This window comes from Rhodopseudomonas sp. AAP120, from assembly GCF_001295845.1.
In the GTDB taxonomy this organism is placed as follows: domain Bacteria; phylum Pseudomonadota; class Alphaproteobacteria; order Rhizobiales; family Xanthobacteraceae; genus Rhodopseudomonas.
Genome location: NZ_LJIC01000225.1, coordinates 1 through 22,324, shown reverse-complemented (window position 1 = coordinate 22,324; position 22,324 = coordinate 1). Strand labels below are relative to the sequence as shown.

General features: G+C 66.4%; 19 protein-coding genes and 1 pseudogene. 10 read left to right on the top strand and 10 right to left on the bottom strand.

Features of this window, described 5'->3' with window-relative positions; genetic code table 11:
• Positions 1-314: 314 nt before the first annotated feature.
• Positions 315-1,139, top strand: a complete 825-nt coding sequence (locus tag IP86_RS27750) for an SDR family NAD(P)-dependent oxidoreductase (protein ID WP_054165682.1) — start codon at positions 315-317, stop codon at positions 1,137-1,139.
• Positions 1,140-1,795: 656 nt separating this feature from the next.
• Here IP86_RS27750 and IP86_RS27740 read toward each other — a convergent pair.
• From IP86_RS27740 to petA, 3 genes are all read right to left on the bottom strand, one after another.
• Positions 1,796-2,470, bottom strand: a complete 675-nt coding sequence (locus IP86_RS27740; RefSeq protein ID WP_054165680.1) for a dienelactone hydrolase family protein — start codon at positions 2,468-2,470, stop codon at positions 1,796-1,798.
• A gap of 172 nt (positions 2,471-2,642) precedes the next feature.
• On the bottom strand, positions 2,643-4,712 hold the full coding sequence (locus IP86_RS27735; protein WP_054165679.1) for a cytochrome c1: 2,070 nt from the start codon (positions 4,710-4,712) through the stop codon (positions 2,643-2,645).
• A gap of 49 nt (positions 4,713-4,761) precedes the next feature.
• Positions 4,762-5,289, bottom strand: a complete 528-nt coding sequence (gene petA / locus IP86_RS27730) for a ubiquinol-cytochrome c reductase iron-sulfur subunit (protein WP_054165683.1) — start codon at positions 5,287-5,289, stop codon at positions 4,762-4,764.
• A 276-nt stretch (positions 5,290-5,565) separates the two neighbouring features.
• On the opposite strand from petA, the gene IP86_RS27725 reads away from it, so the two are divergent.
• The 3 genes from IP86_RS27725 (at position 5,566) to IP86_RS27715 (ending at position 6,976) form a co-directional block, all read left to right on the top strand.
• Positions 5,566-6,018, top strand: a complete 453-nt coding sequence (locus IP86_RS27725; protein ID WP_054165678.1) for a tRNA (cytidine(34)-2'-O)-methyltransferase — start codon at positions 5,566-5,568, stop codon at positions 6,016-6,018.
• Between the two features lie 10 nt (positions 6,019-6,028).
• Positions 6,029-6,661, top strand: a complete 633-nt coding sequence (gene queE / locus IP86_RS27720) for a 7-carboxy-7-deazaguanine synthase (protein ID WP_054165677.1) — start codon at positions 6,029-6,031, stop codon at positions 6,659-6,661.
• 81 nt (positions 6,662-6,742) lie between these two features.
• Entirely contained in the window at positions 6,743-6,976 is a 234-nt protein-coding gene (locus IP86_RS27715; protein ID WP_054165676.1) for a YodC family protein, read from the top strand.
• 82 nt (positions 6,977-7,058) lie between these two features.
• Here the strand turns inward: IP86_RS27715 and IP86_RS27710 are convergent, their stop codons facing one another.
• Genes IP86_RS27710 through IP86_RS27695 form a run of 4 tightly spaced genes read right to left on the bottom strand, consistent with a single transcriptional unit; the run spans position 7,059 to position 9,889 of the window.
• Positions 7,059-8,315, bottom strand: a complete 1,257-nt coding sequence (locus IP86_RS27710; RefSeq protein ID WP_054165675.1) for a CCA tRNA nucleotidyltransferase — start codon at positions 8,313-8,315, stop codon at positions 7,059-7,061.
• On the bottom strand, positions 8,312-8,590 hold the full coding sequence (locus tag IP86_RS27705; RefSeq protein ID WP_054165674.1) for a DUF6111 family protein: 279 nt from the start codon (positions 8,588-8,590) through the stop codon (positions 8,312-8,314). Before IP86_RS27705 ends, IP86_RS27710 begins: the two co-directional genes overlap by 4 nt.
• Complete coding sequence (locus IP86_RS27700) at positions 8,587-9,249, bottom strand: CoA pyrophosphatase (RefSeq protein WP_082364305.1); 663 nt, start codon at positions 9,247-9,249, stop codon at positions 8,587-8,589. Before IP86_RS27700 ends, IP86_RS27705 begins: the two co-directional genes overlap by 4 nt.
• A gap of 28 nt (positions 9,250-9,277) precedes the next feature.
• On the bottom strand, positions 9,278-9,889 hold the full coding sequence (locus IP86_RS27695; RefSeq protein ID WP_054165672.1) for a DUF1285 domain-containing protein: 612 nt from the start codon (positions 9,887-9,889) through the stop codon (positions 9,278-9,280).
• A gap of 265 nt (positions 9,890-10,154) precedes the next feature.
• On the opposite strand from IP86_RS27695, the gene IP86_RS27690 reads away from it, so the two are divergent.
• The 4 genes from IP86_RS27690 to IP86_RS27675 all read left to right on the top strand — a co-directional run bounded on the left by IP86_RS27690 (position 10,155) and on the right by IP86_RS27675 (position 17,211).
• Entirely contained in the window at positions 10,155-11,156 is a 1,002-nt protein-coding gene (locus IP86_RS27690; protein ID WP_054165671.1) for an AAA family ATPase, read from the top strand.
• On the top strand, positions 11,156-12,091 hold the full coding sequence (locus IP86_RS27685; protein ID WP_054165670.1) for a DUF58 domain-containing protein: 936 nt from the start codon (positions 11,156-11,158) through the stop codon (positions 12,089-12,091). Before IP86_RS27690 ends, IP86_RS27685 begins: the two co-directional genes overlap by 1 nt.
• The gene (locus IP86_RS27680; protein WP_054165669.1) at positions 12,088-14,913 is read left to right on the top strand and encodes a DUF4159 domain-containing protein; all 2,826 of its coding nucleotides are present in this window, start codon (positions 12,088-12,090) and stop codon (positions 14,911-14,913) included. The genes IP86_RS27685 and IP86_RS27680 overlap by 4 nt, the downstream gene beginning before the upstream one ends.
• Before the next feature lie 234 nt (positions 14,914-15,147).
• Positions 15,148-17,211, top strand: a complete 2,064-nt coding sequence (locus IP86_RS27675) for a hypothetical protein (protein ID WP_054165668.1) — start codon at positions 15,148-15,150, stop codon at positions 17,209-17,211.
• Positions 17,212-17,422: 211 nt separating this feature from the next.
• Here the strand turns inward: IP86_RS27675 and IP86_RS27670 are convergent, their stop codons facing one another.
• From IP86_RS27670 to hisS, 3 genes are all read right to left on the bottom strand, one after another.
• The gene (locus tag IP86_RS27670) at positions 17,423-17,818 is read right to left on the bottom strand and encodes a thioesterase family protein (protein ID WP_054165667.1); all 396 of its coding nucleotides are present in this window, start codon (positions 17,816-17,818) and stop codon (positions 17,423-17,425) included.
• A gap of 351 nt (positions 17,819-18,169) precedes the next feature.
• Positions 18,170-18,373, bottom strand: coding sequence for a tautomerase family protein (locus tag IP86_RS27665; RefSeq protein ID WP_054165666.1), 204 nt, complete (start codon positions 18,371-18,373; stop codon positions 18,170-18,172).
• Positions 18,374-18,572: 199 nt separating this feature from the next.
• Entirely contained in the window at positions 18,573-20,120 is a 1,548-nt protein-coding gene (gene hisS / locus IP86_RS27660) for a histidine--tRNA ligase (protein WP_054165665.1), read from the bottom strand.
• A gap of 234 nt (positions 20,121-20,354) precedes the next feature.
• Here hisS and aptA point away from each other — a divergent pair, with 234 nt between their 5' ends.
• Both aptA and IP86_RS27650 read left to right on the top strand, forming a co-directional pair.
• A complete protein-coding gene (aptA, locus tag IP86_RS27655; RefSeq protein WP_054165664.1) occupies positions 20,355-21,701 on the top strand; it encodes an omega-aminotransferase AptA in 1,347 nt (448 codons plus the stop codon).
• 118 nt (positions 21,702-21,819) lie between these two features.
• Positions 21,820-22,324: pseudogene (locus tag IP86_RS27650) on the top strand (EAL domain-containing protein); the annotation flags it as partial.

Sequence of the window (22,324 nt, the reverse complement as noted above, 5' to 3'; positions counted from 1 at the left end):
AGCCAACGGGTCGGCGCGAAGCGCCGCCCGATGACAGGCTCCGCGAAGCAATCCAGCGCAGTGCGCTGATCTGGATCGCTTCGTCGCGGAGCCTGTACTCGGACGGCGCGAAGCGCCGATCCAAGTGCTCCTCGCAATGACGCCGCTGGAGCGCTCAATCACCTTAAGTCCGGAAGGCTGCAGCGCCTCGCCTCGGGTCCGAGCGAAGGCCACAGAAACCCCTGCATCCATGCAAAACCGACTAAGGCTTGACATTTTTGCACTGAGTGTAAAATAATATCGCACTGAGTGTAATGACGGCCGAAGGAGCGGGAATGCCGCAGAAAAGGATCTGGTTCGTAACGGGTGCATCGCGGGGCTTTGGCCGCCTCTGGTCCGAGGCGGCGCTTGCACGCGGCGACAAGGTGGCGGCCACAGCCCGTAACATCGATGATCTTGCGGATGTCCTCGCAACTTATGGCGACAATGTCTTGGCGCAGACGGTCGACGTCACCGACCGCTCTGCGGTGTTCAACGCCGTTGCCGTGGCTCACCGACATTTCGGTCGGATCGACGTCGTCGTCAGCGGGGCCGGCTACGGATACATGGGCGCCGTCGAAGAACTCGACATCGACGCCGTCAGGGCCAACTTCGAGACCAACGTTTTCGGATCGCTGTCCGTCATTCAAGCCGTTCTGCCGGTTCTTCGGCAACAAGGCTCCGGGCATATCCTGACGGTCTCGAGCATTGGCGGCATCCTAAGTTTTCCGACAGGAGGCGCCTACACGGCCACGAAATTTGCCGTGGAAGCTTTTTCCGAAGCATTGGCGGGCGAAGTCGCAGGTTTCGGGATCAAAGTGACGATCATCGAACCGGGAAGTTTTGCGACAGGATTTGGAGCCTCGGCGATAACCGGGCCCAGCATCGATGCATATGATGTGGTCCGGCAAGCCGTCCGCGCCGGGTTCAAGCCCGCGGACCAAGGCGATCCGTCCGCAACCGCTGCTGCCATTCTCAATGTCGTCGACGCCGAAGAGCCACCGTTACGTCTGGTTCTCGGAGCCACAACGATCCCGCGATTCAGGGATGCGTATGAACAGCGCATCAAGACTTGGGAACAGTGGGAAGATGTCTCCATTGCCGCCCATGGAACGAGGTAGGACTTCGATGCCCGCGCCTCGCAACGACCTGATGGCTTTGGCCGCGCCGCCGTCGATGGAAAGCGATTGCAGATTTCCAACCATCGACCGTTGGCCTGAGCGACTGCCCCAGAACTCAAGACGAATTCTCAGCCACCTCTAGTTACTTAGTTGCTGGCTAATTGCGTGATGGCTGGGCTGCCCCGGCGGTCCGCGCGCTTCCGCATGTCCTCGGCAACACGGAAGAGGCACCGCACAAGGCTGGCAGGACGCGGGCCCGGTTCGTGCCCCTCAACGAAACGAAAGCGCCGGTTCTGATTGCTCAGAACCGGCGCTTTGGTTTCGATCGGGACGATGCTTAGTCCGCGCGGAACCGGCGCGGGGGCCGGGTTCGCGTCGGGGCTTGCTGCAGGATGCCCGCGCTCGAGCAATCCTCCTCGCGGTCGTCGTCGAGCAACGCCGCTCCGCAATATCGGCAGAACCGGCCGCTCATCGCTGTTGCCCGACTCGGCCGCTGCGCTCGCTGATAGTTCGCGAAATCGATGATGCGGCCCGGCTTTACAACTTTGTCAACCATTGCTGTCCTCGTAGATCTGACAGCGTTATCGCAGCAAGCCTTCTTCCAAATGTTCAGGCGAAAGCTCAAATTTTAGAGGCAATCCGCCGGCGGCTCACGATCAGCCGAGATGCTTTCCAAAGAACTGCGTCGCTCGCGACCACGCGAGTTCCGCAGCTTCGCGATCATGCACCGCGGCGCGCTGCTCGTTGACGAAGGCGTGGTCGGCCTCGTAGCGGAAGAACTCCGCGTCCTTGCCGGCTTCCTTCAGCCCCTTCTCGAACGCATCCACCACCTGCGGCGTGCACCAGTCGTCGCGATTGGCGAAGTGGCCCTGCATCGGCACGCGCACGTCCGACGGCTTGGCGGCCTGCTCGGGCGGAATGCCGTAGAACACAACCGCAGCGCTGAGTTCGGGGATTTTGCACGCGCCGATCACCGTCACGGCGCCGCCGAGGCAGAAGCCGGTGAGGCCGACCTTGGCGCCGTTGCGCGACAGATAGGCCGCCGCGCCGCGCACCGTCTGGGTCGTCGCATCCATGAAGTCGAGCGAGCTCATCTCTGCGTTGGCGGCGTCCGTGTCGTGATAGGGCACGACCTTGCCGTTGTAGAGATCCGGCGCCAGCGCATCGAAACCAGCCAGCGCGAAGCGATCGGTCAGTCCCTTGATCTGCTCGGACAGGCCCCACCATTCCTGAATCACGACGACGCCCGGCGCGTTGCCGCGGGCCGCATTGGCCAGATAGCCGCTCGCCTCTTTGCCATCGGGACGCTTGAAGGTGATGATCGTGCCCATGTTTCCTCCGTGGGTTGCACTGCATTGCGCCGCATATTGTCCGCAGTCCCGGGCGGATGCAATCGCCCTCACCGCGACCGGTCCGCGCGCAAACGCACAACAAAAAAGCCCCCGCGAGGGGGGCTTTCTGTCACGCGATCGTCTTGCGCGCGGGTGGTGAGGTGCGCCGTGCTCAGTGCACGTTCGACCACACCTTGCGCTTGGTGAAGTACAGCAGGCCGCTGAGGATGATCAGGAAGATCATGACCTGCAGGCCGAGGCGCTTGCGGGCTTCCATGTGCGGCTCCGCGGCCCACATCAGGAAGGTGGAGATGTCCTTGGCGTATTGCTGCACGGTCTGCGGCGAGCCGTCGTCATAGGTCACCTGACCGTCGGAGATCGGCGGCGGCATCTTGATCGAATGGCCCGGGTACCACTTGTTGTAGTACGAGCCGTCCGGCAGCGCGAAGCCTTCCGGGGGCGGGTCCTGATAGCCCTGCAGCAGCGCGTCGATGTAGTTCGGGCCCTGCTCCTGGAACTGGGTGAACAGGTCGAACACGAACTGCGGGAAGCCGCGCGGATAGGACCGCGCCTTGGCGAGCAGCGACATGTCCGGCGGAGCGGCGCCGCCATTGGCCGCACGGGCCGCCTGCTCGTTCGGGAACGGCGAGTGGAACGTGTCGGCGAGACGGCCGGGGCGTTCGAACATTTCGCCGGCGTCGTTCGGGCCGTCCTTGATCGACGCCTCGGCGGCGATCGCCTTGGCCTGATCGAGGGTGAAGCCCGGGCCGCCCGGCTCGGCGAGGTTGCGATACTGCAGCAGCTTCAGCGAGTGACAGGCGGAGCAGACTTCCTTGTAGACCTTGAAGCCACGCTGCAGCTGGGCGCGATCATAGGTGCCGAACGGCCCCGAGAAGCTCCAGCTCAGCGACGGCGGCGTCTCGCCGCCTTCCGAGGCCTTGGCGGTCTGCACGCCGCCGACCAGCAGCGAACCGCCGAGCAGCACCGCGAACAGGCTCGCGGCCGTCGCCTTCATGATCTTGCCCTTGTTCAGCACGTCTTCGGCGATCGAGTTCGGCACCGGCAGGGTCTTCTCGACCCGCGACAGCAGCGGCAGCACGATCAGGAAGTAGGCGAAGTAGAAGAACGTGAAGACGCGTCCCAGCACCACATAGATGCCTTCCGCCGGCTTGCCGCCGAGCCAGCCGAGCATCAGGCAGGTGGCGACGAATCCCCAGAAGAAGCGCTTGGCGAGCGGCCGGTAGCGCGACGAGCGGACCTTGGCGCTGTCCAGCCAGGGCAGGAACAGCAGCACCAGGATCGCGCCGAACATCGCCACGACGCCGAGCAGCTTGTTCGGGATCGAGCGCAGGATGGCGTAGAACGGCAGGTAGTACCATTCGGGCACGATGTGCGCCGGGGTCACGCCCGGGTTGGCCGGAACGTAGTTCTCCGGGTCGCCCAGATAGTTCGGCATGTAGAAGATGAACCAGGCGTAGAAGATCAGGAAGCAGGACATGCCGAACACGTCCTTCATCGTCGCGTACGGCGTGAAGGGGACGGTGTCCTTCTCGGTCTTCGGCTCGACGCCGGCCGGGTTGTTCTGGCCGGTGACGTGCAGCGCCCAGACGTGCAGCACGACGACGCCGGCGATCACGAAGGGCAGCAGGTAGTGCAGCGAGAAGAACCGGTTCAGCGTCGGGTTGCCGACCGAGTAGCCGCCCCACAGCAGCGTCACGATGCTGTCGCCGACGAACGGAACCGCCGAGAACAGGTTGATGATGACGGTGGCGCCCCAGAAGCTCATCTGGCCCCACGGCAGCACATAGCCCATGAAGCCGGTCGCCATCATCAGCAGATAGATGATGACGCCGAGGATCCACAGCACCTCGCGCGGCGCCTTGTACGAGCCGTAATACAGGCCGCGCAGCATGTGCACGTAAACCGCGATGAAGAACATCGACGCGCCCGCGGCGTGCATGTTGCGCAGCAGCCAGCCGTAATTGACGTCGCGCACGATGCGCTCGACCGAGTCGAAGGCGAGATCGACATGCGGGGTGTAGTGCATCGCCAGGACGATGCCGGTGACGATCTGCACCGCCAGCATCATCGACAGGATGGCGCCGAACGTCCACCAGTAGTTCAGGTTACGCGGGGTCGGATAGGCGATGAAGGAAGAATGAACCAGGCCGGCGATCGGCAGGCGCTGCTCGAGCCACTTCATGAAAGGGTTCTGTGGCTGATAGGTCGATGGTCCGCTCATGATGCGATCCTAAGCAAGGGATATAGCGACGACGCTGGACGCGGGAGCGTCAGCCGATCTGGATTTTGGAGTCGGAGACGAATTGGTAGGGCGGGACCGGAAGGTTCAGCGGCGCCGGCCCCTGGCGGATGCGGCCGGACGAATCGTATTGCGAACCGTGGCACGGGCAGAAGAAGCCGTCGTAATTGCCCTCGTGGGCGATCGGGATGCAGCCGAGATGCGTGCAGATGCCGATCACCACCAGCCACTGCTCGTGGCCTTCCTTGGTGCGCTCCTGGTCGGTCTGCGGATCGGGCAACGCCGACAGCGCGACGTTGCGGGCTTCCTCGACCTGCTTCTTGGTGCGGTTCATGATGTAGATCGGCTTGCCACGCCAGAACACCTTGATGTCCTGCCCTTCGGCAATCGGAGTGAGATCGACTTCGATCGGCGCGCCGGCGGCGATGGTCGAGGCGTCGGGGTTCATCTGGGCGACGAACGGCCACACGGCCGCCGCTGCTCCGACAGCAGCCACGGCGCCGGTTGCGATGTAGAGAAAATCACGGCGTGTCGGTTCCGCCGAAGTCTCTGTCGTCACGATCCAAAGCCCTTTCATCTCTGCGGCCGGCGAAGCGGGTCTGGCAGGTGCGAATAATCGCCCGAGGCAGGGTCGCCGAACTCCGCAGCCCACGCATCCAACAGCTGCTTGTCGTCAGCCGTTCAGCTAGAAACAGACAGTTCAGAATCGATCTATTGGCACCCTTGCCGGTAGAGCGCAAGCCCGCGAAGGGCTAATCGCCGCGGCTCGGACAATTCGACCGAGCCGTCTTGTCACCTCGCGAGTTATGATTCAGTTGCTACGGAGCATTACGGAATGCGGATCGCCCTGTACCAGCCCGACATTCCTCAAAACACCGGCACTATTCTTCGGTTTTGCGCGTGTTTGAACGTCGAGGCTCACATCGTCGAGCCGGCTGGTTTTCCGATATCCGATCGGCATTTCCGTCGCGCGGGAATGGACTATCTGGACCAGGTAACGATCGTCCGGCACGATTCCTGGTCAAAATTCATGCAATGGCGGGATAGCGCCGACTGCCGCGTGATTTTACTTACGACGAAAGGCGTAACGCCCTATCTCGAACAGCGTTACCGATCCACTGACGTGCTGCTACTGGGCCGAGAAAGCGCTGGCGTACCGCAACAAGTCGCCGATACGGCGGATGCGCAGGTGGTGATCCCGATGCAGCCGGCGATGCGCTCGCTCAACGTCGCGATGGCCGCCGCGCTGGTGGTCGGCGAGGCGCTGCGACAGACCCGAGACGAGTAAAGGACACGAGTTGAGCTACGCGGTGAAAGAAATCTTCCTGACCCTGCAGGGCGAAGGAGCGCATGCCGGACGCGCGTCGGTGTTCTGCAGATTTGCCGGATGCAATCTGTGGACCGGGCGCGAGCAGGATCGTGATCAGGCAGTGTGCAAATTCTGCGACACCGACTTCGTCGGCACCGACGGCACGCTCGGCGGTCGCTATGCGGATGCTGATCAGCTCGCGGCTGTTATTGCAGCGCAATGGATCGGCGACGATCACGATCGCTACGTAGTGATCACTGGCGGCGAGCCGCTCCTTCAGCTCGACGCGGAACTAATTGATGCGCTGCACAAGCAAGGCTTCGCGATCGGCGTGGAAACTAACGGCACGATCGAGCCACCCCACGGAATTGATTGGGTTTGTGTCAGCCCGAAAGCCGGCGCGCCGCTCCGCGTGCAGCGCGGCAACGAACTCAAGCTGGTGTACCCGCAGGCCGGGGCGATGCCTGACCAGTTCCATCACCTGGCCTTCGAGCGGTTTGCACTGCAACCGATGGACGGCCCGCGGCAGCTCGACAACACCCGCGAGGCGATCGACTATTGCCTGCGCCACCCGCAATGGCGGCTCAGCGTCCAGACCCACAAGGTGATCGGAATCCGTTAGGGACGCGCGCGCGCCGTGATCGGCCTGTCATGGGGGCTCGCTAGGCTGGTCGCGTGATCATTCTTTCCAGCGGAGCCAAACATGAACTTGAAACCGGGCGACGTCGTGATTCTGAAATCCGGCGGCCAGGCGATGACGGTGGCGGAAGCCCGCGCCGATGACGCGGTGTGCGTGTGGATGGGCGAAGAAGGCGACCTGTTCCGCGAGACCCTGCCGCTCGCCGTGCTCGAAGCCATCGAAGTCGAGGATGAAGACGACGACGAAGATGAGGACGAAGACGAAGACGAGGATGCGGAGTCCAGCAAGGTCGCCTGAGCGCGACTTGCGCGCGTCGCGCCGCCCGATCTGACGACCATGCGGCCCTGGACCTGGTCCGGGGCCGCAACGGACATATCAGCTACAGCAGATGATCGCGGGCGAACCGCGCCGCCGTCTGGTCGGCGATCGCCTGCAGCCTCGCGGCATCGACCGGAAAATCCGCCGCCAGCCAGGCATCCTCCGCCAGCGTCAGCACATGCCCGAGCGCCGGCCCGGCCGCGAAGCCGCGGGCGATGAAGTCGGCGGCCTTGAGCGGGAACGCCGGCGCACGCCAGCGTTGCGGCAGCGCGATCCGCTCGCGCCAATACGCCGGATCGGCCCGGCTGCCGGCCCGCGCCCAGGCCAGCATCATGCGATCGTGGAAGCGGGCCTCGCCGAGCCGATACAGCCGCCGCCGCGCGGTCGCCTCGTCCATGCCGGCGAGCCGCCACCAGCGGTGCCCCATCGAATCCAGCCGCTTGTTCTCCGCATTCGACAGCCGCAGCCGCTGCGTCAGCCGCTTGGCGTCCTCGGTGACCGCGACCGCCAACGCCGCCAGCCGCCGCACCGGATCGGGATCGAGCCCGAGCGCCGCCTCGGCGGCGATCATCGCGGCGAACGTACCCGGATAGCTGACGCCGCCCAGCACCTTGAGCAGCAGGCCGCCATCGGCCATCGCCACCACCGACGCCAGCGCGCCGTCCGCCACCATCAGCTTGAGGATCTCCATCCGCATCCGCTCGGCCGACAGCGTGGCGAGGCCGCCGCTGCCGCGGATGCAGGCGAGCAGCCCGTCGCGCTCCGGCGCGCCGGCGCCGTAGGCGGCGTGGATGCGGAAGAACCGCAGGATGCGCAGATAGTCCTCGGCGATGCGCTGATCCGGATCGCCGATGAACCGCACCCGCCGCGTCGCGATGTCGGCGAGGCCATCGACATAATCGTGCACCACGCCGTCGGGCGAGAGCGACAGACCGTTGACGGTGAAGTCGCGGCGCTGCGCGTCGCGGACCCAGTCGCGGCCGAATGCGACCTTGGCCTTGCGGCCGAAGGTCTCGACGTCCTCGCGAAGCGTGGTGACCTCGAAGCCGTGCCCCTCCAGCACCAGCGTCACGGTGCCGTGCTCGATGCCGGTCGGCACCGCCTTGATGCCGGCCGCCTTGGCGCGGCGGACCACCTCGTCGGGCAGCGCCGTGGTGGCAATGTCGACGTCACCGATCGGCAGCTGCAGCAGTGCGTTGCGCACCGCGCCGCCGACCACGCGCGCCTCCTCGCCGCCGCCGTTCAGCAGTGCGAGCACCTTGGCGGCCGGGCCGTCATGCAGCCAGGGCGCATCGGCACGCACCACCGCGCCGGTCATTTTTCGGCTCCGGATTTTTCAGTTCCAGGGACGAGCCGGCCGTCCTCGACGTGCGCCGGCACATAGGTGGCGCCCGGCGGCGCGCCCGAATAGTGCACCAGCAGCAGCAGGCTGATGATCACCAGCGCCAGCGCCGCAATCAGCAGCCAGGCGACGATCCGGAACGGCCAGGACGAGCGATGCGTCAGCGCCGCCCGCGTGATCACCAGATAGACCGCGTAGAGGATGAAGGGGATCAGGAAGATCGCGACTTCCGTCAGGATCGCACGGATCATGGCAGGCAGATCCGTTCGTACAGCACCCGCAGGATGCCCGCGGTCGCGCCCCAGATGTAGCGTTCGGCGAACGGCATCGCGTAGTAGGAGCGCTGCGCGCCGCGAAACTCCTTGCTGTGCAGCTGGTGATTGCCGGGATTCATCAGGAACGACAGCGGCACCTCGAACGCGTCGTCGACTTCGCCCTTGTTGATCGTCAGCTCGAAGCCGGGCCGCACCCGCGCCACGGTCGGCAGGATGCGGAAGCCGAAGCCGGTGCCGTAGACGTCGAGATAGCCGATCGGCTCCACGTAGGAGCGATCGAGCCCGATTTCCTCCTCAGCCTCGCGCAGCGCGGCGTCGAGCGGCGAATTGTCGGTGGCGTCGATCTTGCCGCCGGGAAACGAGATCTGGCCGGCATGATCGTTGAGATGCGCGGCGCGCATCGTCAGCAGCACGGTCGGCTCGGCGTGCTCGATCACCGGAATCAGCACCGCGGCCGGGCGGATCGGCCGCTCGTCGGCGATCAGCCGCAGCATCCGGTCGGTGCCGGCATCGCCGGTCGCGGGAATGATGCTGGCGTCGGTCAGCGCCGGCGGCACATCGAACCGCAAACGCCGCTGGGCGCGATCAAAGAAGTCGGCCGAACTGATGCTGCCCGGGGCAGATTCGATCGTCATCGTCGGCTCGTTCAAAGTGCGTCCCAGTTCAAAGCGCTTCCCTCATCTGCTCCGCGTCGGCCATTGCAAAGAATGCGCCGCCGGAAGCAATGCCGAATTTCGGCACCCCATCGACCATCCGCTCCTCGCCGATGTCAACCAGATCGTAATACAACGCCCGCGTCACCTTCGCCCACAGATCGGCGCGGACGTGCAGATACGGCATCAAACCGCCGTCCTCCGCGACCTCGAAGCGCAGGCCATGGTCGGCGTCGCACGTCACCCAATCATCGACATTGGTCCGGAAGCGCAGCAACGGTCCGCGCGCGTCGCTGTCCTTGGCCATTTCGACGGCAAGAAACGGCGCATCGTCGACCGTGATCCCGACCTTCTCGACCGGCGTCACCAGGAAGTGCTTGCCGTCTTCGCGCTTCAGGATGGTGGAGAACAGCCGGACCAGAGCGGGACGGCCGATCGGCGTGCCGAGATAGAACCAGGTTCCGTCGCCGGCAATGCGCATGTCGAGGTCACCACAGAACGGCGGATTCCACAGATGCACCGGCGGCAGGCCTTTTCCCGCGGCGGCCTGCCCGGCCGCGTCACGCGCGGCGGTGGTCAATCCGTCGAGATTGCGGTTCGCGGTCTGCCCTTGCTTCGCCATGGTTTACCCTGACCCTGAACTTTCTGATTTGGCACGATAGCTGCACATCTTCGACAACGTGCAACATGGGTTAACTCTCCACATCGTGATGGGCGCAACTCCGTGTTGCTCATAATGTGGGGATAGATTTGGCCAATAAAACCATAGCCTTCGCTTCAAAGCAGCGGGCAGCCTAGCATGCGGGCGAAAGCGGTACGATGCCGCCGTGCCGGATCGGGCTGGACGGCCGGCGACGCGGCAGGGACGAGCGTAACAGGAGAGCCGGATGGCAGCGGACAGTGTCGAGAAGCTTGAAGACGTCATCATCCGCTCGGCCGAGCAGATCGCCAGCGACGTGCGCGCCGCCAAGGAGGCGATCGCCACCGTCATCTTCGGCCAGGAGCGCGTCGTCGACAACACGCTCGTCACGATTCTCGCCGGCGGCCATGCGCTGCTGATCGGCGTGCCCGGCCTCGCCAAGACCAAGCTGGTGGAAACGCTGGGTGTGGTACTCGGCCTCGATGCCAAGCGCATCCAGTTCACGCCCGACCTGATGCCATCCGACATCCTCGGCGCCGAAGTGCTCGACGAGACCACCGCCGGCAAGCGCTCGTTCCGCTTCATCGCCGGTCCGGTGTTCGCGCAGCTGTTGATGGCCGACGAGATCAACCGCGCCAGCCCGCGCACCCAATCGGCGCTGCTGCAGGCGATGCAGGAGCAGCACATCACCGTGGCCGGCGCGCGGCACGATCTGCCGAAGCCGTTCCACGTGCTCGCGACCCAGAACCCTCTAGAGCAGGAAGGCACCTACCCGCTGCCCGAAGCGCAGCTCGACCGCTTCCTGATGGAAATCGACGTCGACTATCCGGACCGCGACGCCGAGCGCCGCATTCTGTTCGACACCACCGGCGCCGAGCAGAGCGCGCCAAAGGTGTCGATGAATGCCGAGCTGCTGGTGTCGGCGCAGCGGCTGGTGCGCCGGCTGCCGGTCGGTGATTCCGTGGTCGAAGCGATCCTGTCACTGGTGCGCTCGGCGCGTCCCGGTCCCGAAGCCGGCGATCTCGGCAAGCTGATCGCCTGGGGCCCCGGCCCGCGCGCCAGCCAGTCGCTGATGCTGGCGGTGCGCGCCCGCGCGCTGCTCGACGGGCGGCTTGCGCCGTCGATCGACGACGTGCTCGATCTCGCCGAGCCCGTGCTGAAGCACCGCATGGCGCTGACCTTCTCGGCGCGCGCCGAAGGCCGCACCATTCCGGACGTGATCCGCCAGCTCAAGAGCCGGATCGGTTGATGGCGCAGGCGACCGAGCAGCCGAACAAGGAGACGCTGGCAGTCAGGCGCGCAGATGGCGAAAGCCGTTCGCTCGCGGCGTCGCTGCCGCGCCTGATGCTCGAAGCCCGCCGCATCGCCAACAACGTCACCCACGGCCTGCACGGCCGTCGCCGCGCCGGCGCCGGCGAGAACTTCTGGCAGTATCGCCGCTTCGTCTCCGGCGAGCCGGCTACGCGCGTCGATTGGCGCCGCTCGGCGCGCGACGATCATCTCTACGTCCGCGAACTGGAGTGGGAAGCCGCGCACACCGTCTGGCTGTGGCCCGACCGCTCCGCCTCGATGGCCTATGCGTCGAAGGGCGTGCGCGACAGCAAGCTCGAACGCGCGCTGATCGTCACTTTCGCGCTGGCCGAGCTGCTGGTCGCCGGCGGCGAACGCGTCGGCGTGCCGGGCCTGATGAACCCGACCTCGAGTAGCAACGTGATCGACAAGATGGCGCAGGCGATCCTGCACGACACCACCGCGCGCGACAGCCTGCCGCCGTCCTTCGTGCCGTCGTCGCTGGCCGAGATCGTGGTGCTGTCGGATTTCTGGGCGCCGGTCGGCGACATACAGAAGATGCTGGCTGGCCTGTCCGCCTCCGGCGCGCACGGCTCGCTGGTGCAGGTGGTCGATCCGTCCGAAGAGAGCTTTCCGTTCGCCGGCCGCGTCGAATTCGTCGAGCCCGAAGGCGGCGGCGCGATCACTGCCGGCCGCGCCGAAACCTGGGCGACCGACTACGTGGCGCTGGTCGCCGCGCATCGTGACGCCATCCGGACCGAGACCGGCAAGCTCGACTGGCTGTTCTCGACTCACACCACCAGCCGCTCGGCCGCCGAGCTGCTGCTGTTCCTGCACGCCGGCATGACCACGGCCAAAGGTGCGCCCGGCAGCAAAGCGGGGCTCGGCGCATGATCGGCGGCTTGCCCCTCTCCTTCGCCCAACCTCTGTTGCTGTTCGGCCTGCTGGCGCTGCCGGCGCTGTGGTGGCTGCTGCGCGTCACGCCGCCGAAGCCGCGCCGCATCGACTTTCCGCCGACGAGGCTGCTGTTCAACATCGCCCCGAAGGAAGAGACGCCATCGCGCACGCCGTGGTGGCTGACGGCGCTGCGCATGCTCGCCGCCGCGCTGGTGATCTTCGCCCTCGCCGGCCCGATCTGGAATCCGCAGACCGCCGCCGGCGGCAGTGGCGGCCCCTTGCTAATTATGCTGGACGACGGCTGGAGCTCGGCGTCGAACTGGGAACTGCGCATCAAGGCGGCCGACGAGCTGATCGCCGAGGCGGATAGTTCACGGCGTGCGGTGGCGCTGGCACCGTTATCCGAAGCGACCCGCGATCCGGTGCTGATGCCGGCCGGTACCGCGCGGGTGTCGCTACGCCAGTTGTCGCCGAAGCCTTATGCGGTCGAGCGCGTCGAAGCGCTGGCGCCGGTCGAGCGCTTCCTCAAGACGAGCGGCGATGCCGAGATCGTCTGGCTGACCGACGGCGTTGATACCGGACGTGGCGGCGAGTTTGTCGGCGCACTGGCGAAGCTGCTGCAGGGCCGCAACGTCACTATCGTCGAAGGCGGCGCAGCGCCGCCGCACGCGCTCGCCGCGGCCGAGAACGCTGCCGCCAAGATGACCGTGAAGGTGCTGCGCGCGCAGGCCGGCGGCATCGACACCGGCACGGTGCGGGCGCTCGACGCCAAGGGCGCGCCGATCGGCGAAGCTGCGTTCAACTTCCCGCCGCTGGATCGCGAGACCGACGCTTCGTTCGAACTGCCGGTCGAACTGCGCAACGACATCTCGCGGCTGGAGATCGCCGGCGAGCGCTCGGCCGGTGCCGTGCAACTGCTCGACAAGCGCTGGCGCCGCCGCGCCATCGGCATCGTCTCCGGCGCGAGCACCGACACCGCGCAGCCGCTGCTGGCGCCGACGTTCTATCTGACCCGCGCGCTGGCGCCGTTCGCCGACGTCCGGCTCGGCGACCGCGGCGCGCCGCAGCAGGTGATCACGCAATTCCTCGACCAGAAGCTGCCGATGATCGTGATGGCCGATGTCGGCGCGCTGTCGCCGGAAATCCGGCAGCGGCTAGACGCCTGGATCGCGCAAGGCGGCGTGCTGGTTCGGTTCGCCGGCCCGCGGCTGGCACGGCAGGACGACGACGATCTGGTGCCGGTGAAGCTGCGCCAGGGCAACCGCAGCCTCGGCGGCAGCCTGACCTGGGAGAAGCCGCAGAAGCTCGCCGCGTTTGCGGCCGACGGCCCGTTTGCCGGGATCGCCGTGCCGGCCGACGTAACCGTCAATCGCCAGGTGCTGGCCGAGCCCGACGCGGTACTGGCGACCAAGAGCTGGGCCTCGCTCGCCGACGGCACGCCGCTGGTCACCGGCGAGCATCGCGGCAAGGGCGTGGTGACGCTGTTCCACGTCAGCGCCGATATGCGCTGGTCGGATCTGCCGATGTCCGGCACCTTCGTCGAGATGCTGCGCCGGCTGGTCGACATGTCGGGCTACACCTCGGCGCCGGGCGCCGGCGTCGCTGCCGATACGAACGCGGCCGAAACGGTCGCGCCGCTGCGTACGCTCGACGGCTTCGGCGCATTCGGCCCGCCGCCCGCCTCGGCCAAGCCGATCCCGACCGACTGGCGCGATCGCGGCAGCGCCGATCATCCGCCCGGCTTCTACGGCCCCGCCGACGGCCCGATCGCCGTCAACACGCTGGCGGCCGCCGACCGGCTGGCGCCGCTCGACACCTCGGCGATCGCGGCGCGCCGCGCCGCCTACACCACCGCCGAGCCGCGCGACCTGCGCGGCATGCTGCTCGCCTCTTCGCTCGGCCTGTTCGCGCTCGACGCGCTGATTGTCGCGCTGCTCGGCGGCGGACTCGCCGCGCTGCTGTCGCGCCGCCGCCGGGCCGCAACCACGGCACTGGCGCTGATGCTGACGCTGCCGCTCGCCGGCCTGCCGCGGCCGAGCTTCGCCGACGCCGCACAGGACGAATTCGCCATCAAGGCGACGTCGCAGACGCATCTGGCTTATGTCGTCACCGGCAATGCCGATGTGGATTCCATCGTCAAGGCCGGCATGAACGGCCTGACGCTGTTCCTGGCGCAGCGCACCGCGCTGGAGGCCGGCGAGCCGATGGGCATCGACCCGGCGCGCGACGAGCTGTCGTTCTTTCCGCTGATCTACTGGCCGATCATCGCCGGCGCGCCGAAGCCGTCGCAGGAGGCGCTCAACAAGATCGACGCCTACATGAAGCAGGGCGGCACGGTGATCTTCGACACCCGCGACGCGATCGAAGCGCCGGCCGGCCCGAACGGCGGCTCGCAGACGCCCGGCATGCAGACGCTGCGCAATTTGCTATCGTCGCTCGACGTGCCCGAGCTCGAACCGGTGCCGCGCGAGCACGTGCTGACCAAGACGTTCTATCTCTTGCGCGACTTCCCCGGCCGCTTCACCGCCGGCGAGACCTGGGTCGAGGCGCTGCCGCGCGAGAACGACGACGAGGACACCACCCGCCCGGCGCGGGGCGGCGACGGTGTGTCGCCGATCATCATCACGTCCAACGATTTCGCCGGCGCCTGGGCGATGCGCCCCGACGGCCAGCCGATGCTGCCGCTGACCCCGGGCGAACCGCGCCAACGCGAATTCGCCTTCCGCGCCGGCGTCAACATCGTGATGTACACCCTGACCGGCAACTACAAAGCCGACCAGGTGCATGCGCCCGCGCTGATCGAGCGGCTGGGGCAGTAGGATGACCTCTCCCCGTCATTGCGAGCGAAGCGAAGCAATCCAGAGGCCCCGCCTGCGGCGCTGGATTGCTTCGTCGCTTCGCTCCTCGCAATGACGGAGAGAGCAATGAACTCGCGTCGTCATTCCGGGATGCGCCGCGCAAGCGGCGCAGGCCCGGAAACTCCCGGCGGTGGTTATGGATTCCGGGCTCGCGCTTCGCGCGCCCCGGAATGACGAAAGCATAGGGAGTACTTGATGCAATACGGCATCGCCTTCGCGCCATTAGTTCCTGTCGCCGTGCTGTGGGTGGCGCTTGCCGCCATTGCGGTGATCGCGCTGGTGTTGCTGCTTGGGCGGTCGCGCGGGGCGTGGGTGCGGATTGCGGCGCTGGCGCTGATCCTGCTGGCGCTGTCGAATCCGTCGTTCACGCGCGAGGAGCGCGAGCCGCTGTCGAGCGTCGCCGCGGTGGTGGTCGACAAGAGCCCGAGCCAGAATTTCGGCACCCGCGCCGCCGAGGCCGAGCAGGCCAAGGAGCAGCTGGTCGAACGGCTGAAGCAGCTCAAGGGCGTCGAGGTCCGCGTCGTCGAGGCCGGCCAGGCCGATGGCGAGACCGACGGCACCAAGCTGTTCGGCGCGCTGAGTTCGGCGCTGTCCGACGTGCCGACCGACCGCGTCGCCGGCGCGTTCCTGATCACCGACGGCCGCGTCCACGACATTCCGGCGAACGCCGCCGCGCTCGGCTTCCAGGCGCCGGTCCATGCGCTGATCACCGGCCGCAGCAACGAGCGCGACCGCCGCATCGCCATCGTGGCGGCGCCGCGCTTCGGCATCGTCGGCCAGGTCCAGACGATTACTTACCGGCTCGACGACCAGGGCATCAGCGGTGAGCGCGCACGCGTCGTCGTCCGCCGCGACGGCGAGACGCTGAACGAGCGCAGCGTCGCCAGCGGCCAGACCGTCAATATCGACGTCGAGATCAAGCACGCCGGCCCCAACATCGTCGAGATCGAAGCCTCGCCGGTGGAAAACGAACTCACCACCGTCAACAACCGCGCCGTGGTGTCGATCGACGGCGTGCGCGACAAGCTGCGCGTTTTGCTGGTGTCGGGCGAGCCGCATTCCGGCGAGCGCACCTGGCGCAATCTCCTCAAGTCCGACGCCAGCGTCGACCTCGTGCACTTCACCATCCTGCGGCCGCCGGAGAAGCAGGACGGCACGCCGATCAACGAGCTATCGCTGATCGCGTTTCCGACCCGCGAGCTGTTCCAGCAGAAGATCAACGAGTTTCAACTGATCATCTTCGATCGCTACGCCCGCCAGGGCGTGCTGCCGATCGCCTATTTCGACAACATCGCCCGCTATGTTCGCAACGGCGGCGCGGTGCTGGTGTCGGCCGGGCCGGACTACGCCTCGACCACCTCGATCTGGCGCACACCGCTCGACTCGCTGCTGCCGGCCGAGCCGGTCGGCGTTACCGAGAAGCCGTTCCACGCGCATCTGTCCGACGCCGGCAAGCGCCACCCGGTGACGCGCGGGCTCGAGGGCTCGAATTCCGAGCCGCCGAAATGGAGCCGCTTCTTCCGCACCGTCGACACCCGCAACGCCACCACGCCGCCGCTGATGACGGCGGCCGACAACGCGCCGCTGCTGCTGCTGTCGCACTACGGCGAAGGCCGCGTTGCGCTGCTGCTGAGCGACCACATCTGGCTGTGGGCGCGCGGCTATGAGGGCGGCGGTCCGCATCTCGATCTGCTGCGGCGGATGTCGCATTGGCTGATGAAGCAGCCTGATTTGGACGAAGAAGCCCTGCGGCTCAAGGTCGAAGGCAAGGACCTGCAGGTGATCCGGCAGACCATGGCGGACAACGTGCCGCCGGTGACGGTGACGTCGCCGTCCGGCCAGACCAAGCAGCTGACGCTGACCTCGAACGATCCCGGCACCTGGCGCGCGACGCTGCCGGCGGACGAGCTCGGGCTGTGGCAGGCGACCGACGGCACGCTGAAGGCGCTGATCAATGTCGGCCCGGTCAACCCGAAGGAATTCTCCGAGGTCACCTCGACGCCGGATACGCTGAAGCCTCTTGCGCAGACGACCGGCGGCGACGCCCGCCGCATCGCCGACAGCGGCAGCGTCGAGCTGCCGCGCATCATCCCGGTGCATTCGGCGACGTCGTTCCGCGGCGACAACTGGCTAGGCATCCGCATCCGCGACGCCAGCGTCGTCCGCGGCGTCGGCGTGTTGCCGATGTTCACGGGGTTGATCGGGCTGTTACTGCTGCTGGGCGCGTTCGCGGCGGCGTGGCTGAGAGAGGGGCGCTGAGCGGCACGGCTGCATAGCGCCCCGCTTCTTCGCCTTTAGCCCCCCCGTCATTCCGGGGCGCTCGCGCGGCGAGCGAACCCGGAATCTCGATGTTGTGACGAAGAAGCGGCGAGCACAGTGCCGGCGTTAGATTCCGGGATCGCACGGCTTCGCCGCGCGCCCCGGAATGACTTGGGGAAAGGCGGTGCGCCGGCGTCGCGGAGGGGCGGTGCTACCAATCCTTGAACCGCGCCGTGAACGCTTCGACATCGATCAAACCGCGCAGGTGTTTGCCGTCGCCGATCTTGCGGGTGCCGACCCAGCAGGCGACGTCGAAGCCGATGCTGCGCTGCTCGACCGAGATCACCTTCGACGTCGTTCGCACCACCTGCCCGACCAGCGCCGGCGTCAGATGCCGGATGTCGACGCCGGTGCCGACCGTCACCCAGCCCTGTGGCAGAGCCGGATGGATCGCCTCGCCAGAGGTCATCTCCATTTCCAGGATCATCAGCGGCGTCGCGAACACCGGCGGCATATACGGCACGAAATGCTGCACCGTCTGCTCCAGCGCCACCGTGATCTGCCGCTCGGCGCTCATGCCGACAGTGATAATATCGCGCGCGTCCATGAGGGCCTCGTGTGCTTCCTGGCAATGTCTCAGCGTTCGTCATTCCGGGGCGCGAGCGCAGCTCGCGAACCCGGAATCCATATCCCCAGTGTCAGCGATGAAGACGGGCGCGGCAAGCCAACGGCCAAACAATCAGCACGGGGGGTATGGATTCCGGGCTCGCGCTTCGCGCGCCCCGGAATGACGAACGAGAGGGTATTAACGCTTATTGGGCAGGCCTCTCCGTCATTGCGAGGAGGCGAAGCCGACGAAGCAATCCAGCTTCGTGCTCGAGACCTCTGGATTGCTTCGCGGAGCCTGTCGTCGGGCGGCGCGGCGCGCCGACCCATTGGCTCGCAATGACGGATGGGCTTACTTCGCCTGCTCGGCCTTGCGCTCGACGAAGGTCTTGCCGCCCTTCATCTTGTTGGCGAGCGGGGCTTCGTTGATCTGGATGACGACGTCTTCAGCCTTGACGCCGAGATGCTTGACCATCGAGTCGGAAATGTCGCGCATCACGGCGGTCTTCTGCTCGTCGGTGCGGCCGACGGCGAGGTTGATGGTGATCTCGGGCATGGTGGTTCTCCCTGATGTCGCGCGCTGAGGCGCTAATTATTTGATCCTTCTCCCCTCGTGGGAGAAGGTGGCGCGGACGCAGTCCGCGACGGATGAGGGGGACCTGCAAGCTCGGTGAAGGCCCTCGACCCCTCACCCCGCTTCGCTGCGCGAAGCGACCCTCTCCCACAAGGGGAGAGGGTTCAACTCGCGCGTCGACCTAACTCCAATTCACCCCGCGCCGCTGCAGCAGATCCTGTACCTTGGCGACCAGTTCATCTTCCTTGCAGGAGAACTGCGCTTCGGCCTGCTTCTTCAGATATTCGTCGCGGTCCGTTTCCAGCGACGCGAGTTCGGCGCCGAGGACCAGGTCCTTGATCTGGACGATGCCCAGGGCCTTCTCGTCCGAGCCCTGGATGATGGCGCAGGGCGAGTTGCGCTTGTCGGCGTATTTCATCTGCTGGCCGAGCGAGTGCTTGGGGTTACCCAAGTACAATTCGGCGCGGATGCCGGCCTGGCGGAGGCTTGCGACCATCTTCTGATAACCGGCGATGTCGCCGCCGAACACGGTGACCACCACGGGACCCGGCTGCGGCTTGTTATCCTGCTGGCCGATCAGCGTCAGCGCCGCCTGCAACCGCGACACGCCGATCGAGAATCCGGTCGCCGGCACCGGCTCGCCGCGGAAGCGCGACACCAGACCATCATAGCGCCCGCCGCCGCCGACCGAGCCGAACCGCACCGGGCGGCCCTTCTCGTCCTTGGTATCGAGCAGCAGTTCAACCTCGTAGACCGGGCCGGTGTAGTATTCGAGACCGCGGACGACGGAGGATTCAAAGCGAATTCGGTCTTCGCCGTAGCCAGCGCCTACTACGATCTCTGCCATGTTACCCAGCTCGCCGACACCATCGACGCCGATCTGAGATTCTCTGACGATATTCTTCCATTGATCGAAGCGAGCAAACCAAGCCGCCAAGAGACCTTCAGCATTGCCAGTACTGAACTGGGCACTGACGTAGTCCAGGAGAGTTTGTATGGCCTTGGGCTCAAGCTCCGCCCCTTTTGTGAAGTCGCCTTTGCCCTCTTCTCCTCCATCCCAGCGGCCGTGCCCTAGGAGCTTCGCAACCTCTTCGTGAGAGAACTTGTCCAGCTTATCGATCGCACGTAGCACCGTGAGCCTACGCCCAGCGTTCTCGTCACCACCAAGCCCAATGGCCTCCAGCACCCCATCCAGCACCTTCCGGTTATTCACCTTCACCACGTAGCTGCCGCGGGGCATGCCGAGCGCTTCCATGGTGTCGGCGGCCATCATGCACATTTCGGCGTCGGCGGCGGCGGTCGGGGCGCCGACGGTGTCGGCGTCGAACTGCATGAACTGGCGGAAGCGGCCCGGGCCCGGCTTCTCGTTGCGGAACACCCAGCCGAAGCGGTAGCTGCGATACGGCTTCGGCAGTGCATCAAAATTCTCGGCGACGTAGCGGGCGAGCGGCGCGGTCAGGTCGTAGCGCAGGCTGATCCACTGCTCGTCGTCGTCCTGCAGCGAGAACACGCCCTCGTTGGGGCGGTCCTGATCGGGCAGGAATTTGCCGAGCGCGTCGGTGTATTCGAACGCCGGGGTTTCGACCGGCTCGAAGCCGTAGCGCTCGTAGACCTCGCGGATCTTCTCCACCATCGCGCGCGTCGCCGCGATCTCGGCGGGGCCGCGATCGGCCAGGCCGCGCGGCAGCCGCGCGCGCAGTTTCTGCGGTTTCTTCGGTTTGTCAGCCATGGTCGCCTTTTTCGCTCAGGGCCGGGTTGGTACCAGCCGCTCTGCCCTGCAGCAAGGCTGGGAGGTGTGATCCAGCGCAAATCGCGGGCGAACTGCGTGGTTTATGAGCTTCGGCAGCCCCTATCGGATGGAAGCCCCACGCAAATGTGCGGGCTCGCGGCATTTCCGTGCCACCCCGAAGCTGCTAGCCTGCCGCGCCGTCCGCAACCCAGCCCCGCGCATATGAGGAGCGCTATGTTAGACAAGAGCAAGCCCACGTCCGCCGTCAACGTGCCGAACGACCTCGAGGCGTTCTGGATGCCGTTCACTGCGAACCGGGCCTTCAAGCGCGCGCCGAAGATGATCGCGGGCGCCAAGGACATGCATTATTTCACCACGGACGGCCGCAAGATCATCGACGCCGCCTCGGGCATGTGGTGCAGCAACGCCGGCCACGGCCGCGACCAGATTTCCGCGGCGATCGCCGCGCAGGCCGAGGAGCTCGACTTCTCGCCGCCGTTCCAGTTCGGCCAGCCGAAGGCGTTCGAACTCGCCAGCCGGATCGCCGACCTGGCGCCGGCCGGGCTCGACCACGTGTTCTTCTGCAACTCCGGCTCGGAAGCCGCCGACACCGCGCTGAAGATCGCGATGGCCTGGCAGCAGATCCACGGCCAGGGTTCGCGCACCCGCTTCATCGGCCGCGAGCGCGGCTATCACGGCGTCGGCTTCGGCGGCACCGCGGTCGGCGGCATCGGCAACAACCGCAAGATGTTCGGCACGCTGCTCAACGGCGTCGACCATCTGCCTGCGACCTATGATCGCGACAAGCAGGCGTTCAGCAAGGGCGAGCCGGACTACGGCGCGCACTTCGCCGACGCGCTCGAAGGCCTCGTCAATCTGCACGGCGCCAACACCATCGCGGCGGTGATCGTCGAGCCGATGGCCGGCTCCACCGGCGTGCTGCCGGCGCCGAAGGGCTATCTCAAGCGGCTGCGCGAGATCACCAAGAAGCACGGCATCCTGCTGATCTTCGACGAAGTGATCACCGGCTATGGCCGCCTCGGCTTCGCCTTCGCGGCGGAGCGCTACGGCGTCACGCCCGACATGATCACCTTCGCCAAGGGTGTCACCAACGGCGCGGTGCCGATGGGCGGCGTGATCGCCTCGAGCGAGATCCACGACGCGTTCATGACCGGCCCGGATTACGCCGTCGAGCTGTTCCACGGCTACACCTACTCGGCGCATCCCTTGGCCTGCGCGGCCGGCCTCGCCACGCTCGACATCTACCGCGACGAGAAACTGTTCGAGCGCGCCAAGGCGCTGGAGCCGAAATTCGCCGACGCGGTGCTGTCGCTGAAGTCGGAGCCGAACGTGCTCGACATCCGCACCGTCGGCCTCACCGCCGGCATCGACCTCGCGCCGACGGCCGACGGCCCCGGCAAGCGCGGCTTCGAGTCGATGAACTCGGCGTTCCACGACCACGACCTGATGCTGCGCATCGCCGGCGACACGCTGGCGCTGACCCCGCCGCTGATCATGAGCGACGACCAGATCGGCGAAATCGTCGACAAGGTCGCCAAGGTGATCCGCGCGGTCGCCTGACGACGGCCCGGCGCCCGGACCCGGGCGCCCTGCTCAATCCCGGATCCGGCGGACGAATCCAGTGGACTCGTCCGCCGAATCACCAATGATGCGGGATCGGCAGGGAATCCGGCGCTGAATGATCCGAGTTTCGACCCTTTTCGTCGCGATCTGCATGGTGCTGATCTCCGTGTCGCTGGGCACGGTGGTGTACGCGCTTGCCGGCTTCAACCTGCTGCAATCCGCCATCGTGGCGCTGGCGGCGCTGGCGCTGTTCATTTTGTATCATGCGGTGTCGATCCGGCTCGGTGACCGCTCCGAAGCCAGCCACCAGATCGCCGACCTGTCGAACGGAACCGCCGACCTCGCCCGCCAGATCGCCGAATTCGGCCGGCGCCTCGCCGCCGTCGAGGCCAAGATCATCGCCGCCAATTCGGCCAGCCAGGACCGCACCCAGGTGGCGCTCAACGAGATCGGCGAACTCGGCGTGCTGGTGAAGCAGCTCGCCGCCTCGGTGGCGACCCACGAGGACATGCTGATGGCGGCGGCCTCAGGCGCAGCGCCGCAGCCGCAGCCGCTGCTCGATCCGGGTGCCCGGCTGCCGGATCAGCAGGGCATTCAGCCGCCTCCGGCCGCCGAGCCGA